Genomic DNA, 15,939 nt, shown 5'->3' on the forward strand with positions numbered 1-15,939 from the left:
CTTATTTTTCCTCCAGCAGGTGAGTGGCGAAGTCGTTGCGCAGGGCATCGATGCCCTCGAGGCGATCGGCCAGATCCGGGCTGCGCAGGGTCAGGCAGGCAATCAGCGCTTCGACCTGTGCCAGCGCCGGGACCATGGTGTCGAACGGCGAGGCCGATTCGACCGGAGCGCTAATGATCAGGTCGGCCATTTCGCGCAGTGGTGAGGCATAAATGTCGGTGAACAGGACCACGCGGGCATTGTTGTTTTTTGCCGCTGTGGCGACACGCAGTGCCTGGGTCTGATAGCGGCGGTAATCGAATACCAGAACGACGTCCTGGCGCTGCAGATCGAACAGGCGGTCGGGCAACAGTGCATTGTCTTCCAGGGCAAAGCAGCCGGGGCGCAGCAGACGCAAATGATTGAGCAGGTAAGTCGCCATCAGGCTGCTGAAGCGGCCACCGAAGCAGTACACCTGATGCCGGGCATCGAGCAGCCAGTCGGTGAGGATTCGCACGTCTTCGGGCTGGGTCAGCGATTGCGTGTCGACCAGCAGGCGATGGCTGTCAGCGAGGTAATGAGCCCAGGCGTCGTCTTTGTTTTGCTGCGCGCGCGGTTGCAACAGCGTGCGCGGCGAGCGCAGGCGATGGTCCATGTCGCTGAGCAGGGCGTCCTGGAATTCGGCATAACCGCCGAAACCGAGTTTTTTCACCAGACGCACAATGGTCGGATCGCTGACGCCGGCATGCTCGGCCAGGCGCGCCATCGGTCCAAGACCATTGCGCGGATACTGATCGAGCAAGGCGCGAACGACTTTGCGCTCCGATGGCGTGAGTTCCAGGCCGGGATCGGTGATCAGGTCTCTGAGAGGGGGCATCCGGGCTCCTGCTGGATGGGGGGTGTCGAATTCGCTTCATAATCCGTTAAAACAGTATTTATGTAACTCACGCTACATGTCTAGCGAATTTTTCGTCGTGTTTAAAAGGCTCCAAAATGGCGCAGGATGCCCGCGTCATAAGGGCTACACGGAAGTCGACAGGTGTTGTAGTCCATTGCCCATAGCTATGTCAGATATCGCCGCTTTTCTAACATCCAGAGTTCGCCCGGAAACGTATCGATCCCCCCGGCAACCGTTGGTTTACGGCACAATTGCCTTCAATCCGGCTCTACGCCGTTGATGTTTCTGATCCTCGGCAGAGTGAGCCCATCGTGCAGACCACCCGCTTGACACTGATTTGCCACGCACGAACCGTCGCACAGAAATTGGCGTGTTTTCCTACGAACGAGCCCGTTGAAGATGTTGCTCTGCCGCTTGGCACAATGGCTGCTCGCTTCAATGCGGCGCGACGTTTGCTCTGCGGCCCCGAACTGCGCACCCGGCAGACAGCCGCCTGGTTCGGGGCGGATGCTCGGGTTGACGAGGCATTGCGCGATTGCGACTGGGGAAATTGGCACGGGCGATCAATCAAGGACCTGCAAACGACGCAAGCGCAGGCTTTGCAAGCGTGGCTGACAGATCCGCATGCAGCGCCCCCCGGCGGCGAATCAGTGACGGATCTGGCCACGCGAGTCGCGGCATGGCTGCAAAGTTTGCAAACGACGCCGGGGCATGTGGTGGCGATCACCCACCCGTACATCGTGCGTGCCGTGCTGATGCAGGTGATGCAAGGCGCGGCGTTCAATGCAATCGACGTCGAACCGCTGTCAGTCATCGAGTTGCGCTTCAACGGGATCTGGCGGCTACGCTTGCCGGGCATCGACATCGAAGGAGCATGCTAATGAAACAACTGCTGGTGATCGGCATCGGTGCCGGTAATCCGGACTACATCACGATGCAGGCGGTCAAAGCGCTGAATCGGGTCGATGTGTTCTTTCTGCTGGATAAAGGCCAGAGCAAGGACAAACTGATCGATCTGCGCCGCGAGATCTGTGAACGCTACATCAGCGATCCCGCCTACCGTTTCGCCGAAGCCGCGAGCCCGGAGCGCGAGCGCGGCGATGTCGACTACAACGCGAGCGTCGATGAACTGAACGGCGCCAAGCAAGCGACCTTCGAGCGGCTGATCAATGAAGAATTGTCTGACGGCCAGTGCGGCGGTTTTCTGGTGTGGGGCGACCCGGCGCTGTACGACAGCACCCTGCGTATCCTTCAGGCGATTCTGGATTCGGGTCGTTGTCAGTTCGAGTTTGAGGTCATCCCCGGCATCACCAGCGTTCAGGCGCTGGCGGCGCGGCATAAAGTGCCGTTGAACAGTATTGGCCGCTCCGTCGAGATCACCACGGGCCGGCGTCTGGCGGCGGGGCAGGTGAGTGATGCCGACAGCCTGGTGGTGATGCTTGATGCCGAGGATTCCTACCACCACGTGGCCGACCCGCAAACTGCGATTTACTGGGGCGCGTATCTGGGCACGGCGGATGAGATCCTGATCAGCGGCAAACTTGGCGATGTCGCCGATGAGATCGAGCGGGTGCGCAAGGCTGCACGGGCGGAGCATGGCTGGATCATGGATACCTATCTGTTGCGCAAGTCCTAGATTTTCGCTGGCCTCATCGCTGGCTTGCCGGTGATGAGGCCCACCAGATCACCTCAAGACCTGACAAGGGCGCCACGCCCGAACCGCTCCCGATACACCGACGGCGGCACGCCCACCACGCCGCGAAACGCCACCCGAAAACTCTCCACCGAGCGATACCCGCAACGCTGCGCAACCTGTTCGGTGTTGTCCGTCGTGCTCTCCAGCAACTCCCGCGCCCGCGCCAGTCGTTCATGCTGTAGCCACGCCTTGGGCGACTGCCCGCAGGCTTCGGTGAAACGCCGCAAGAACGTCCGCTCGCTCATCGCCGCTTCGCTGGCCAGTTCGCGCACCTCCAGTGGTTCATGCAGGCGTTCGCGCGCCCATTGCATGACCCGTGACAAATCGTTGCGCGGCGTCGGGCTGACCGGCGTCGGAATGAATTGCGCCTGACCGCCGGTGCGCTGCGGCGACATCACCAGCCGCCGCGCCACCGTATTGGCAACCTGAGTGCCAAAGTCACGGGCCACCAGGTGCAGGCAGGCATCGATTCCGGCGGCACTGCCCGCCGACGTGATCAGCTGTCCCGAGTCGACGTAAAGCACATCGGCGTCAACAGCAATCATCGGGAAGCCTTGTGCCAGTTCCGCCGCGTAGCGCCAATGCGTGGTTGCCGCATGGCCGTCGAGCAGACCGCTGGCGGCCAGCACAAACACCCCGGAACAGATCGACAACAGTCGCGCACCCCGGCCGTGAGCCTGGCGCAGAGCATCGAGCAACGCTTGCGGCACCTCGGCATTGCGGTCGCGCCAACCTGGAATGATGATGGTGCGTGCGGTGGCGAGCAGTTCCAGGCCGCCATCGGCCAGTACTTGAATGCCACCCATGGCGCGCATCGGGCCTTGATCGACCGCGGCAATCACGTGTTCGTACCACGGGAATTCGAACTCCGGCCGAGCCAGACCGAAGATCTCCACGGCAATGCCGAACTCGAACGTGCAGAGGCCGTCGTAGGCCAGAATCGCAACCAGTCCTGGAGAGGCAGGCATTTGGCGGAAAACTCCCGATGAGTGTCTTGTGCGCCACTGTAGCGATTCGCGTCGTCTCGATAAAGTCTGTTCATTCCCATCGATACGTAGGAGCAACACCCCATGCCGAGCCTGGTTCGCGAAATTCCTGCCGCCCCTTCGGCGATTGCACTGATGCATTTCAGCAATCGTCTGACCTTCGAAACCGATTGTTCCGACGTGTTCGGCAGCCAGCAGGCCGGCGAGGTCGATTTTGTGTTGGTGGACGTGCGCGGACCACTGGCGTTTGAACGCGGCCATGTACCGGGCGCGATCAATATTCCCGGACGGTTGCTGACGGCAGAAGGTTTAGCCAGCTACCCGAAGAGCGCGCTGTTCGTGGTCTATTGCGCGGGCCCGCACTGCAACGGCGCCAACAAGGCTGCAGTGAAACTGGCGGCGCTGGGTTATCCAGTCAAAGAGATGATCGGCGGCATTACCGGTTGGCTGGATGAAGGCTTCGAACTCAACGTGCCCAAAACTGCAAACACCCCCATCAACTGCGCCTGCTGATCACCTGTAGGAGCTGCCGCAGGCTGCGATCTTTTGCCGTTGTTTTCAAAAAAAACACCAGATCGCAGCCTTCGCAAGCCCCCGTATAGGGCTTGTCCTACAGCCTTTGCACCACGACAGAGCAGCCGTTGACCCCGGTCAATGGTCGCGCCGAATTTTTGTAAGTATTTGTCGCTTAAACACAATTTACCCTGTGCGCGCCGCCATAGACTGCCGGCCACTTCGGTATTTGCCGTTAAAAGGCCATGACCGAACGCTGAATCGAAGCTGCCAATAAAAGCCTCCGCACACAGGAGTTATAAATGAAAAAGCTAGTGATGTTCGGTGCCCTGGCACTGTCGATGTTGTCTCTGACCGCTGTGGCCGAAGACGCCAAGCCGATCCGCATCGGTATCGAAGCCGGTTATCCGCCATTCTCGATGAAAACCCCTGACGGCAAACTGACCGGTTTCGATGTCGATATCGGCGATGCGCTGTGTGAGCAGATGAAAGTCAAATGTACTTGGGTCGAGCAGGAATTCGACGGTCTGATCCCGGCGCTGAAAGTGAAGAAAATCGACGCGATCCTGTCCTCGATGACCATCACCGACGATCGCAAGAAGAACGTTGATTTCACCATCAAGTACTACCACACCCCGGCGCGTTTCGTGATGAAGGCAGGCTCGGGCGTGAAAGACCCGCTGACCGAGCTCAAGGGCAAGAAAGTCGGTGTGCTGCGCGCCAGTACTCACGACCGTTACGCCACTGAAGTGCTGGTTCCGGCCGGGATCGACCTGGTGCGTTACGGCTCGCAGCAGGAAGCCAACCTCGACATGGTTTCCGGGCGTATCGATGCGATGCTGGCCGACTCGGTCAACCTCAGCGACGGTTTCCTGAAAACCGAAGCTGGCAAAGGTTTTGAATTCGTCGGCCCGACCTACGAGGACGCCAAATACTTCGGTGGCGGCGCCGGCATCGCGGTGCGCAAGGGCGATACCGCGCTGGCCGAGCAATTCAACCAGGCCATCACTGAAATCCGCGCGAACGGCAAGTACAAGCAAGTGCAGGACAAGTACTTCGACTTTGACGTGTACGGCCATTAATACGCCGTCAAAAAGTGGCCCCGTGTAGGCGGAGGCCACTTTTTTTATGCCCATGATTTATCCTGCCCCACACCTTCCAACGCAGGAGCCTGCGGCAGCTCCTACAGAGATAGCGGAGTTTTCTCATGCAACGTATCGACCATGTTCTACCCTGGAGCCATTTGGGCAGCGAACGCTCTCTCAGCGTATTCCGTTACGGCGCCGGCGACCGCAAGGTGTATATCCAGGCCAGCCTGCACGCCGATGAGCTGCCAGGCATGCGCACCGCATGGGAACTCAAGCAACGCCTTAACGACCTCGAACAGCAGGGCCGCCTGCACGGTGTGATCGAGCTGGTGCCGGTGGCCAACCCGATCGGCATGGACCAGCATCTGCAAGGCAATCACATGGGCCGTTTCGAAATGGGCAGCGGCAAGAACTTCAACCGCGCGTTCGTCGAACTCAGTGCGCCGGTCGCCGCTTTGATCGGCGCGCAGTTGGGTGCCGATGCCGAGACCAATGTCGTCCTGATTCGCCAGGCCATGGGTCAGGTGTTCGATCAACTGCCGGCTCCCGCCTCGCAACTGGAAGCCCTGCATCGACTGCTGCTGCGCCACGCCTGCGACGCCGATATCACCCTCGATCTGCATTGTGATTTCGACGCTGCGATCCATCTTTATGCGCTGCCGCAACATTGGCCGCAGTGGCAATCTCTGGCGGCCCGTCTGCAGGCTGGCGTGGCGTTGCTGTGTGAGGATTCCGGCGGCAGCTCGTTCGATGAATCCTGTTCGACGCCTTGGCTGCGTCTGGCGCAAGCCTTCCCCGCTGCGGCGATTCCGCCAGCGAACCTCGCCACCACGCTGGAGCTGGGAAGCATGGGCGACACCCGGGTCGATCAGGCTCAGGCCAATTGCGAGGCTATTCTCGGTTTTCTCGCCGAGCAGGGTTTCATCAGCGGAGAATGGCCGGCGGCGCCGAGCGAATGCTGCGAAGGCATGCCGTTCGAAGGCACCGAATACCTGTTCGCGCCGCACCACGGCGTGGTGAGCTTTCTGCGCCGCGCCGGCGAATGGGTGGAAAAGGGCGATGCCTTGTTTGAAGTGGTTGATCCGTTGCAGGATCGTCTGACCACCGTGTACGCGGGGACCAGTGGTGTATTGTTCGCGATTGATCGCGGGCGCTATACCGAACCCGGGATCTGGCAGGCGAAGGTGGCGGGACGGGTGCCATTTCGCACTGGCAAGCTGACAAACGACTGATCGTCGCCTGGCGCGTTTGCCGGCTGGTTACCGGCAGATGACGCCCCTTGATCGTTCCCCCTCGCGCGTTATCTCGCCGGCCGGCGGCGGTGTAGGACAGCTGAGGCATTCGGCCAGTAAAAAAACCACTGAAAAGCGGCAAATTGCTGGCCCCCGAGGCGCATCTTCATCGGCAAAATCGCCTTTTTTCAAAAGGTTAGGTTGGCTATATGCGGACGATTGTCATAACCGTTGCAACGCTTTCCCTGGCTGTTCTTGCCTCGGGCGTCCAGGCAAAAGAGTTAAGCAAGAGTCACCGGTTTGCCTGCATCTGGGGTTCCGATATCGCCGCCGGCGCACAGCAATCCAAGCTGTCGGGCATCTCCCTGTATGGCGCGCGCAAGCAGTTGCAGGTGCGCAGGTTTCAGCAGCCATGGATGCGCATGACGGCGATGGGCATCACCGAGCAGACCTACAACAGCACTTCAAAGCTCAAGCCTGCGGCGGTCAAGCAGACTTACTACGAGCAGTGCGTCAGGCACGAACTGGCGCAGCGTTGAAACACCAGCGAGGAACCCTTGTCGTGTGAAATTCAGTGTTGGCGCTGGAGTACCATGAGCCATCTTTATCACCTGCAGAGTCCATTACCGCATGCCTGATCTAACGCGTATCACGTCCTTGTTCGATCAGGCGCAGCGGGCCATGCGGCTGGTCTGGGGGACATCGCGAGGCTTGTTTCTCGGGCTGGTACTGGCAACGCTGGTTGCCGGGCTGCTGCCGGCACTGGCCGCATGGTTGGGGCAGCGGATCGTCGATGCCGTGGTTGCGGCGATGCAGTTGCACGCGCAACAGGGCAGTGCGCCGCTGTGGCCCGTGTTGCGTTATGTGTTGTTGGAAGCCGGGGTGTTGGCGTTGTTATCCGGCACCCAGCGGGCGCTCTCGGTGCAGCAGTCGCTGTTGCGGGTGCAACTGGGACAGAAGGTCAATACGCTGATTTTGCAGAAAGCGCAGACCCTGTCACTGGTGCAGTTCGAAAACTCCGAGTTTTACGACAAACTGGTGCGTGTGCGTCGCGAGGCTTCGACCCGGCCACTGGCGCTGGTCATGAAGTCGCTGGGCTTGACTCAGAACCTGATCATGCTGATCAGCTTCGGTGTGCTGTTGGTGCATTTTTCGCCGTGGGCGCTGGTGTTGCTGGTGGTCGGTGCATTGCCGGTATTTTTTGCCGAGGCGCATTTTTCCGGTGACGCCTTTCGCCTGTTCACCCGCCGAGCGCCGGAGAGCCGGCAGCAGAGCTACATCGAAACCTTGTTATCTCACGAGACCTATATCAAAGAGGTCAAGCTGTTCGGCTTTGCCCCGTTGTTGCTGCAACGCTACCGCGACACGTTCGCCAGGCTGTATGCCGAAGATCGACGCCTGACGTTGCGGCGTGATGGTTGGGGTTTCGGCCTTGGCCTGCTCGGAACCGCAGCGTTTTACCTGGCCTACGCCTGGGTGGTGACCGATGCCGTGCATGGCCAGATCAGTCTCGGCCAGATGACCATGTATCTGGTGCTGTTCAAGCAAGGCCAAAGCGCGGTGAGCAGCAGTCTGAGTGCGATCAGCGGTCTCTACGAGGACGGCCTCTACCTGACCAGTCTGTATGAATACCTGGCCGAACCGGTGCAGGTCGATACCGGTCACCTGACGGTCGGCGTCCGCCCAGGGGATGGCTTGCGTTTCGAAAACGTCGGTTTCCGTTATCCCGGAGCCAGTCGGCCGGCATTGGAAAACATTGACCTGCAACTGTTGCCAGGCCAGAGCATGGCGTTGGTCGGGGAAAACGGTTCTGGCAAGACTACGCTGATCAAGCTGCTGACCCGGCTTTACCACCCCGATCAAGGGCGCATTCTGCTCGACGGCAGCGATTTGCAGGAATGGCAGGAAACCGCGTTACGTCGGCGCATTGGCGTGATTTTTCAGGATTACATCCGCTACCAGTTCACTGTCGGCGAAAACATCGGCGTCGGCGATACCCTGGCGTTCAGCGACCAGCAGCGGTGGCAGGAGGCTGCTACCCAAGGCATGGCGGCACCTTTTATCGAAGGGCTCGACAAGGGTTACGCCACGCAATTGGGACGCTGGTTTGCCGGTGGTCAGGAACTGTCCGGAGGGCAGTGGCAGAAGATTGCCTTGTCCCGCGCGTACATGCGCCGTGATGCAGACCTTCTGATCCTCGATGAACCGACTTCGGCTCTCGACCCGGCGGCGGAAGCGGCGGTGTTCGAGCATTTCAGCCAGCACAGCGAAGGGCGCATGACCTTGCTGATCTCCCACCGTTTTTCCAGTGTGCGCAATGCCGATCACATCATCGTGCTGCAACAAGGGCGGATTCTCGAGCAGGGTGGCCACGATGAGCTGATTGCCACTGCCGGGCATTACGCGCAACTGTTCGATTTGCAGGCGCGCGGGTACCGCTAGGTGTCCCGCGAGCTGCGCACGCTCGCAGGCCCGGCCACCCGAGGGGCGGTTTTGCTCTGCATCAAGCTGTCGAGCGCCTTGCGGTAATTCTGCCCGCCGAGGGCCATGCTGTTGTTGTGCGTGGCGCCCGGCACCAGCAACAGGCGTTTGGGTTGCCGGGCGGCGTTGAACAACTGTTCGCTGAAGCGCGGCGGCACGAACGCATCAGCCAGACCATGCACCACCAGTAAAGGCATATGGATGTCGGCGATTTTGTCGATCGAATCGAATTTTTGCGACAGCAACCAGCGCACCGGCAAGGACGTATTGGCCACTGCGGCCGCAACATCGGCCAGGGATGTGAAGGTCGACTCGATCACCAGCCCCCGCACCGGCAGTGGGACGTTTTTACGCGCAGCATCCTTGCCGAGTTCTGCAGCCAGATCGATCGCGACAGCGCCGCCGAGTGAGTGGCCATAGATCAGCCGTTTGCTGGGATCAGGTTGCAGCAGCTTGAAGCGTTCCCACGCCACCCGCGCATCTTCGTAAACGCTGCTTTCGGATGGCAGATCACCCTTGCTCTGGCCGAAGCCACGGTAGTCGATGGCCAGCACCGAATAGCCCGCCGCGCGCAGTTGTTCGATGCGGAACAGCTGTCCGGTGAGATTCCAGCGTACGCCATGCAGATACAGGATGGCCGGGGCATTGGGTTTTTCCGCCGGCCACCACCAGGCATGGATGTTTTGTCCGGCCTTGAAACTCTTCGGTTGCAGATCGAGTTCCTGAACGCTGCCGGGCAGGCCGCGATACCAGCCGGCCGTGCCCGGTTCAATGCGAAACAGCAGCGTGCGCTCGGTGTGTTCGAGCACGGCACAACTCGTCGGCACGCCGATAATCAGCGCAGCCATGCAGGCGAACGCCAGGCGGCGGCGACGCAGACGGGTCATGAAGGCGAGGAACATTAAACGTTTCACCAAAGGTCGGACAAAGAACGCTTTTTACCAGATGCCTTGGCCTGCGGCGTGACATTTTCGACCACCGTACCTGCGCAACGATTACAAAATGCTGCAACAACTCAGCAGACCTGCAGCACGATCTTGCCGATATGGTCACCGGCCTCCATGTGCGCGTGGGCCTGGGCGGCGTCGGCGAGCGGATAGACCTTGTCGATGAGTGGCAGGCAGCGTCCGGCGGCCAGCGCTGGCCACACGTGCTTGTGCAGTTCACTGGCAATCGCCGCTTTTTCCGCAGCATTGCGCGCGCGCAGCAGCGAGCCGGTAATCACCGCACGTTTGGCCATCATCGCCAACAGATCAAAGTCGTTGGCCTTCGCGCCGCCGAGGAAACCGAGCATCACCAGCCGGCCGTCCATCGCCAGGGCACTGACGTTATCGTTGAGGTAGGAACCGCCCATGATGTCGAGAATCACATTCACGCCTTGACCAGCGGTTTTCTCGGCGATCACTTTGGCGAACTCTACTTCGCGATAGTTGATCGGCTGGCCACCGAGCGTGCTGATCGCCGCGCATTTCTCAGGGCTGCCAGCGGTGGCGAAGGCTTCGATACCGAATTCGCGGCAGAGCATCAGGGCGGTGGTGCCGATGCCGCTGGTGCCACCATGGATCAACGCGCGCTGACCTTTGCTGGCGCCACCGAGACCGAACAGATTGGCCCACACGGTGAAAAACGTCTCCGGGATCGCGGCGGCTTGCACCCAGTCGAGCCCCTCGGGAATCGGCAGCGTTTGCCCGGCCGGCACAGCGGCGTACTCGGCGTAGCCGCCACCATTGGTCAGCGCGCAGACGCGGTCACCGACGGCGAACGGGCTGACGCCGGCGCCAAGGGCCACAACCACCCCGGCAACTTCCAGGCCGGGGATCGGGTTCATGCCCGGTTTCATCGGGTATTTACCGGCGCGTTGCAGTGCATCCGGGCGATTGATCCCGGCGGCGTGCACGCGGATCAACACTTCACCTTCGGCGACGTCCGGGAGCGGCACGCGTTTGGCTTGCAAGACGTCGGGGCCACCGGGTTCGGTGATTTCGATGCGGGTCATTTCGTGGGGTAAGGACATAGTGCTTCCTCCTGATAAAAGTGCGTGTAGATGGGAGTCGTGCATCCCTCGATAAATTCAGGTCAATCCCGATAACCCTGTGGGAGCGAGGTTGCTCGCGAAGGCGCCGGGACAGTCAGTGCAGGGTTGTCAGATAAAGCGCTTTCGCGAACAGGCTCGCTCCCGCGTTGGGTTATGCGGGCCCAAACGTTCATGGCCTGTTCCAACAGCAACGCCACGCCAATCGCACCGCAGGCGATCATGAACAGCATCGCGTGGTGGCCGCCATTGGCGTTGAACAGCGCCGAATAGGCAAACCCGGCCAGCGCCTGGAAAGTGGCAAACGACACCGTGGCGCGGCTCCAGGCGATTTGCTGGCGAGCGTGCTCCGGCACCAGTTCGTGCACCCGCGCCAACGCCAGCGGCACGATGCCCGGCGGGAATGAGCCGAGAATCACCGCGAGCAACGCCAACGCCAGGAATGATTGGGAAACCGCCAACAGCCCGAGGGTAATCGCCTGAATCACCAGCACCAGGCGAATGCTCAACCGCGCGCCGAGCTTGTCGGCCAGAAAACCATAACTCACCGGGCCGACAATCGCGCCCAAACCGTACATCACCCACACCAGCGCGCCGACGTGCGCGCCGGCACCGAGGCCGCGGGCCACGTAATCCACTAGAAAGACCATGGCTGGCACCAGTCCCGCGGCCATAAAGGCGTACTGCGCGAACAATACATAAACGCCGGCAGGTGTCGGTGCAATCACGGTGTTTTGCGCAACAATCGGCGCCGGCAGATCAGCGGGCCAGCCAAACCAGCTCACCGCTGTCAGCAACAGCGCGATGGCACCGAGCCCCAGCCATGTGGCTTGCAAACCGAGGTTCAGCAGTGGCGGCACAATCGTCCCCGAGCCGGCAATGCCGAGGCCGATGCCGAGGAATATCGCGCCACTGGCCAAGCCCTTGCGAGCCGGTGGAACATGTGGCAGAACCGTCGCCGCGACCAGCACCATGATTGCGCCCCCGGCGATGCCCGACAGCAAGCGCCAGCCGAAAAACCAGCTCACTGACAATGGAAACGCACAGGCGAAGAATGCCGCCGTGACCACCAGCATCATCAGGCGCAGGGCGTTTTTATTGCCGAGATGACGCGCCATCGGGCGGCCGAGCAGGGCGCCGATCAAGTAGCCAATCAGATTGGCTGCGCCGAGATACACCACATCGTTGGCAGAAAACCATTGCGCCTGAATCAGCGCGGGAATCAGCGGTGTGTAGGCAAAGCGTGCCAGTCCAATGCTGACCAGGCTGGCGCAGAGCCCAGCGAAGATCGGCAGCCAGAGAGCGCCGGAAGTTTGAGTGCGCATGATATTGACGTTTCCGAAGAAGGTTTATGGCGCCCAGCATATCGGCTATCGTTGCTGCGTTTATGCAGCGAATTTCCATTGTTGTGATGCGAAATTGCATCAAGGGGAGGCAGGGTGAATTGGGATGATGCTCGGGTGTTTCTCGCGGTTTGCCGCGCGTCGACATTGCGCGGGGCCGCGCGTGTCCTGAATGTGGATCAGGCGACGGTCGGGCGGCGCCTCAGCGCACTGGAAAAGTCCCTTGGCGCGACATTGTTCCTGCGTACCTCCGACGGCTACGCCTTGACGGCGGTAGGCGAGGCGGCGCTGAGGAATGTCGAGAAAATGGAGCATTCAGCACTGGAACTGGAGCGGCAGATCCAGGGGCTCGATGATCGACTGACAGGCAGTGTGCGGGTCAGTACCACCGATTCGCTGGCCATCGATTTCCTGATACCGGCCATGGCCCGCCTGCATGAACTGCATCCCCAGGTGCAGGTGCAACTCGACGCCTCTACGCAAATTCTCAGTCTGGCCAAGCGCGAGGCGGATATCGCGGTGCGCAATACGCGACCGGACAACCCGGATTTGATCGCCCGGCGAATTGCCCGTTGGCCCGTAGGACTTTTCGCAGCTCAGGCGTATGTCGACAGCAACGGCGCACCGGAGCCGGGCACGGCATTTGAAGGCCATGATCTGGTGGTCTATCAACCGTATCTGGCGAATAAAAAGGACCTGACCCTGGTCTCTGAACCGATGAATCGCGGGCGGATCGTCGCCAGTCTCAGTTCAAGTCTGCTGGTACGCCGCTCGATTGCAGCAGGCCTGGGCGTTGGAGAAATCCCGGTCTACATGGGCGAGCGCGACGGTCTGGTCAGAGTCTGGCCAGAGCGTACCCGGCCAGAGCCCTATGAGGTGTGGCTGGTGACCCATGCGGATCTGCGTCATACCGCGCGGGTGCGGGCGGTGATCGAGCAGATAGTCGAGGCGTTTGCACTGGAGAACGAATAGGTTCCAGGGCGGTTTTGGCAGAGCTACAAGGCCTGACGAAACGGCCTACGTCCGGGTCAGAATCCGCTGGCTTGTGAGTCTGCGGGGAGAGCTCTATCGTTGACGTCAATGGCCACGGAAGGTCTCGGTAACCCGAAAGGTGTCGAATTGAACGTCAGGGAAGTGCTTCAAAATCCAGTGTGTGACACGTCGAGCGAAAGTCGGAATAGCCAAGCCATGAATGACATCAGACGCGAAGAGTTCAATGCCAGGATCGAGACCATCGAGGCACGGATGGATGCCCGCATCAGCGAGGTGTCGACAAAAATCGATACTCGGGTGAATGAACTGTCGACAAAAATCGATACCCGGGTGCGTGAAGTGTCGGCAAGAATTGATGCGTTTCTCGTCGCTCAGGCTGAGCGGGACAAGTGTCAACTCGAACGAGATAAACGCTACGATTTGCTTTCGATGGAAATGCGAGAAATTGCCAGGAGGACAGAGGAATCTGTCAGGCAAGGCGCTACGGTAAAGGCCAATGTCTGGGCGGCCACTGCCGTGCAGTTGGTTGGCATCGTGGCGATCGTTGTCGGTGCCTACTATGCCAACCAGGCCAACATGTATGTCGCGATGCAAACGACGCTGGCAGCGATTCAGGCGGGCAAGGAGTTCAGCGTACCGAATCCCTTCGAGTTTTCATTGCCTGAATCGGCGCAATAAAAAAACGGCCTTCAGTGAAGGCCGTTTTTTGTGGGCGTTAATAAACTGCCTCATGGCATCTGCGGCAACTCCTGGGGCCGCAAGTCAAACACCAGCACTTCGGCATCCACGCCATTGCTCAAGGTCAGTGCCTGTTCTTCACGAACCCGCACGCCGTCACCTTCGCGCAATTGCACGCCGTTCAGTTCGACACTACCGCGTGCCACATGCACGTAGGCGTAGCGGTTGGCCGGCAGTTCCAGGGTGGCGCTTTCCTGGCCGTCGAACAGCCCTGCGTAAACCCGTGCATCCTGACGAACTTTCAGCGATCCGTGACTGCCTTCCGGCGAGATGATCAGTTGCAGACGACCGCGTTTTTTCTGCGCGCTGAAATGCTCCTGCTGGTAACGCGGTCTGGCGCCGCTGACTTCCGGCACGATCCAGATTTGCAGGAAATGCACAGGCTTGCTCGCCGAGTGGTTGAACTCGCTGTGCGCCACGCCACTGCCGGCGCTCATCAGTTGCACGTCGCCAGGGCGGATGACGGAACCGGTGCCCAAAGTATCCTTGTGTTCCAGCGCCCCTTCGAGCACGTAGGAAAAGATCTCCATGTCGCGGTGCGGGTGCTGGCCAAAACCTTTGCCGGCCGCCACGCGATCATCGTTGATCACCAGCAGGTCGGAGAAACCCTGCTCACGCGGGTCGCGGTAGCTGGCGAAAGAAAAGGTGTGGAACGACTTCAACCAGCCATGATTGGCGAGGCCACGATCGGAGGCTTTGCGAAGAGTCAGCATGATGAAATCTCCTTGCGGGACGTGAATTCGTCCGAGTGAGGAGAAGGTTACTGTTTACCTCTCTGCACAATAAGTAGATGGAAATTGAAAGACTGTCCTGATCAGGTTGACAGTTTTGCGGCGCCGTTCACGGAATTTCTTGCCCCGGTATCGTCGCACTTGGCCATAATGTTCGGCCTGTCTGACACGTTTATCTTTTTTTGATCACAGTGATGGTTCCCATGAAAACCGTGGCAATGGTGCTGTTTCCAGACTTTCTTCTGCTCGACATGGCCGGGCCGATGGAAGTGTTTTCGGTGGCCAACCGTTACTTGCAAGCCGAGTCGCACTATCAACTGATTACCCTTGGCACCGAGCACGGGCCATTGCGCGCCTCCAATGGCGTACGGGTGCAGGCCGATCGGCACATTGATGACGCCAGTGATCACTATGACTTGCTGCTGGTGCCGGGCGGCCCCGGCGCCTACAACGAAAGATTTGCGGGGTTGTGCGCCTGGCTGCCAGGCGCGGTGCAGCGTGCCGCCTGTTATGGCTCAATCTGCACCGGTGCGTTTGTGCTGGGGCATGCCGGATTGCTTGACGGCTATCGCGTCACCACCCACTGGAACTACACCGAGCGTTTGATCAAAGGTTTCCCCAAGGCCAGCGTCGCGACCGATCAGATTTTTGTCGAGGATCGTAATCTGATCACGTCCGGCGGGGTCACCGCCGGGATTGACCTGGCACTGGCCGTGATTACCCGGGACCACGGCAAAAAACTCGCCCAGGACGTGGCCAAAGTGCTGCTGGTGGTGATGAAACGTCAGGGCGGTCAGGCGCAGTTCAGCCCGTTGATGGCTGCCGTGGCCCCGCAGGAAACGCCCGTCACGCGGGTGCAGAACCATGTTCTGGAACACCTGGACGAAGCGTTCACCGTCGAGCGCATGGCGAGTCTGGCGAACATGAGCGCGCGTCACTTCGCACGAGTGTTCGCCCGTGACGTCAACATGACCCCGATGGAGTTCCTGCAAAGTGCGCGTATCGATTGTGCGCGAAACTTGCTCGAAACCAGTGATCTGCCGCTGAAAACCGTGGCCTATAAAAGTGGCTTTGGCAGCGTGCGGCATATGCGCTCGCTGTTCGCCGAAAAGCTCGGTCTGACCCCCGCACAGTACCGCGAACAGTTCAGCTAGAGCGGTTCTGTCCGTCTGGCGCACCCGGATGTCCGTGCTGCGCCCTGCGTGGTGGTTGTACCGTCACCTGAGGCT

Annotated in this window: 16 protein-coding genes; 10 read left to right on the top strand and 6 right to left on the bottom strand. The window is 60.1% G+C overall.

Translation table 11 applies throughout. The features are described 5' to 3' along the window. Window position 1 precedes the first annotated feature (1 nt). Complete coding sequence (locus AK821_RS25195) at window positions 2-856, bottom strand: MurR/RpiR family transcriptional regulator (RefSeq protein WP_064392549.1); 855 nt, start codon at window positions 854-856, stop codon at window positions 2-4. 332 nt (window positions 857-1,188) lie between these two features. Here AK821_RS25195 and AK821_RS25200 point away from each other — a divergent pair, with 332 nt between their 5' ends. Beyond that, window positions 1,189-1,758 carry a histidine phosphatase family protein gene (locus tag AK821_RS25200; RefSeq protein ID WP_064392551.1) on the top strand — a complete coding sequence of 190 codons (570 nt, stop codon included), beginning with the start codon at window positions 1,189-1,191 and terminating at the stop codon, window positions 1,756-1,758. Continuing rightward, on the top strand, window positions 1,758-2,513 hold the full coding sequence (cobF, locus tag AK821_RS25205) for a precorrin-6A synthase (deacetylating) (protein WP_064392553.1): 756 nt from the start codon (window positions 1,758-1,760) through the stop codon (window positions 2,511-2,513). The genes AK821_RS25200 and cobF overlap by 1 nt, the downstream gene beginning before the upstream one ends. Before the next feature lie 53 nt (window positions 2,514-2,566). Here the strand turns inward: cobF and ftrA are convergent, their stop codons facing one another. Continuing rightward, window positions 2,567-3,541, bottom strand: a complete 975-nt coding sequence (gene ftrA, locus AK821_RS25210) for a transcriptional regulator FtrA (RefSeq protein WP_064392554.1) — start codon at window positions 3,539-3,541, stop codon at window positions 2,567-2,569. A gap of 102 nt (window positions 3,542-3,643) precedes the next feature. On the opposite strand from ftrA, the gene AK821_RS25215 reads away from it, so the two are divergent. From AK821_RS25215 to AK821_RS25235, 5 genes are all read left to right on the top strand, one after another. After that, window positions 3,644-4,072, top strand: a complete 429-nt coding sequence (locus AK821_RS25215) for a rhodanese-like domain-containing protein (RefSeq protein ID WP_064392556.1) — start codon at window positions 3,644-3,646, stop codon at window positions 4,070-4,072. Window positions 4,073-4,374: 302 nt separating this feature from the next. After that, on the top strand, window positions 4,375-5,154 hold the full coding sequence (locus AK821_RS25220; RefSeq protein WP_064392559.1) for an ABC transporter substrate-binding protein: 780 nt from the start codon (window positions 4,375-4,377) through the stop codon (window positions 5,152-5,154). 125 nt (window positions 5,155-5,279) lie between these two features. Beyond that, window positions 5,280-6,392, top strand: coding sequence for a succinylglutamate desuccinylase/aspartoacylase family protein (locus tag AK821_RS25225; protein WP_064392562.1), 1,113 nt, complete (start codon window positions 5,280-5,282; stop codon window positions 6,390-6,392). 209 nt (window positions 6,393-6,601) lie between these two features. After that, window positions 6,602-6,931: a hypothetical protein gene (locus tag AK821_RS25230; RefSeq protein ID WP_064392564.1), complete on the top strand. Its 330-nt coding sequence runs from the start codon at window positions 6,602-6,604 to the stop codon at window positions 6,929-6,931. 91 nt (window positions 6,932-7,022) lie between these two features. Then, entirely contained in the window at window positions 7,023-8,834 is a 1,812-nt protein-coding gene (locus AK821_RS25235) for an ABC transporter ATP-binding protein (protein WP_064392566.1), read from the top strand. Here AK821_RS25235 and AK821_RS25240 read toward each other — a convergent pair. From AK821_RS25240 to AK821_RS25250, 3 genes are all read right to left on the bottom strand, one after another. Further along, entirely contained in the window at window positions 8,831-9,775 is a 945-nt protein-coding gene (locus AK821_RS25240; protein ID WP_064392568.1) for an alpha/beta hydrolase, read from the bottom strand. The two genes, AK821_RS25235 and AK821_RS25240, sit on opposite strands and share 4 nt — an antisense overlap. 113 nt (window positions 9,776-9,888) lie before the next feature. Beyond that, window positions 9,889-10,887 (bottom strand): NAD(P)H-quinone oxidoreductase, encoded by a 999-nt coding sequence (locus AK821_RS25245; RefSeq protein WP_064392570.1) that lies wholly within the window; start codon window positions 10,885-10,887, stop codon window positions 9,889-9,891. Window positions 10,888-10,949: 62 nt separating this feature from the next. After that, window positions 10,950-12,230: a YbfB/YjiJ family MFS transporter gene (locus AK821_RS25250; RefSeq protein ID WP_064392572.1), complete on the bottom strand. Its 1,281-nt coding sequence runs from the start codon at window positions 12,228-12,230 to the stop codon at window positions 10,950-10,952. Between the two features lie 114 nt (window positions 12,231-12,344). Between AK821_RS25250 and AK821_RS25255 the strand changes: the two genes are divergently transcribed. Continuing rightward, on the top strand, window positions 12,345-13,220 hold the full coding sequence (locus AK821_RS25255) for a LysR family transcriptional regulator (RefSeq protein ID WP_064392574.1): 876 nt from the start codon (window positions 12,345-12,347) through the stop codon (window positions 13,218-13,220). Between the two features lie 216 nt (window positions 13,221-13,436). Beyond that, on the top strand, window positions 13,437-13,919 hold the full coding sequence (locus AK821_RS25260) for a hypothetical protein (protein ID WP_064392576.1): 483 nt from the start codon (window positions 13,437-13,439) through the stop codon (window positions 13,917-13,919). Window positions 13,920-13,969: 50 nt separating this feature from the next. Here the strand turns inward: AK821_RS25260 and AK821_RS25265 are convergent, their stop codons facing one another. Next, window positions 13,970-14,692 carry a pirin family protein gene (locus tag AK821_RS25265; protein WP_064392577.1) on the bottom strand — a complete coding sequence of 241 codons (723 nt, stop codon included), beginning with the start codon at window positions 14,690-14,692 and terminating at the stop codon, window positions 13,970-13,972. Between the two features lie 221 nt (window positions 14,693-14,913). On the opposite strand from AK821_RS25265, the gene AK821_RS25270 reads away from it, so the two are divergent. Beyond that, window positions 14,914-15,864, top strand: a complete 951-nt coding sequence (locus tag AK821_RS25270; protein WP_064392580.1) for a GlxA family transcriptional regulator — start codon at window positions 14,914-14,916, stop codon at window positions 15,862-15,864. Window positions 15,865-15,939 lie beyond the last annotated feature (75 nt).

The sequence above is a fragment of the Pseudomonas sp. RIT-PI-r genome (assembly GCF_001297015.1).
GTDB lineage: Bacteria > Pseudomonadota > Gammaproteobacteria > Pseudomonadales > Pseudomonadaceae > Aquipseudomonas.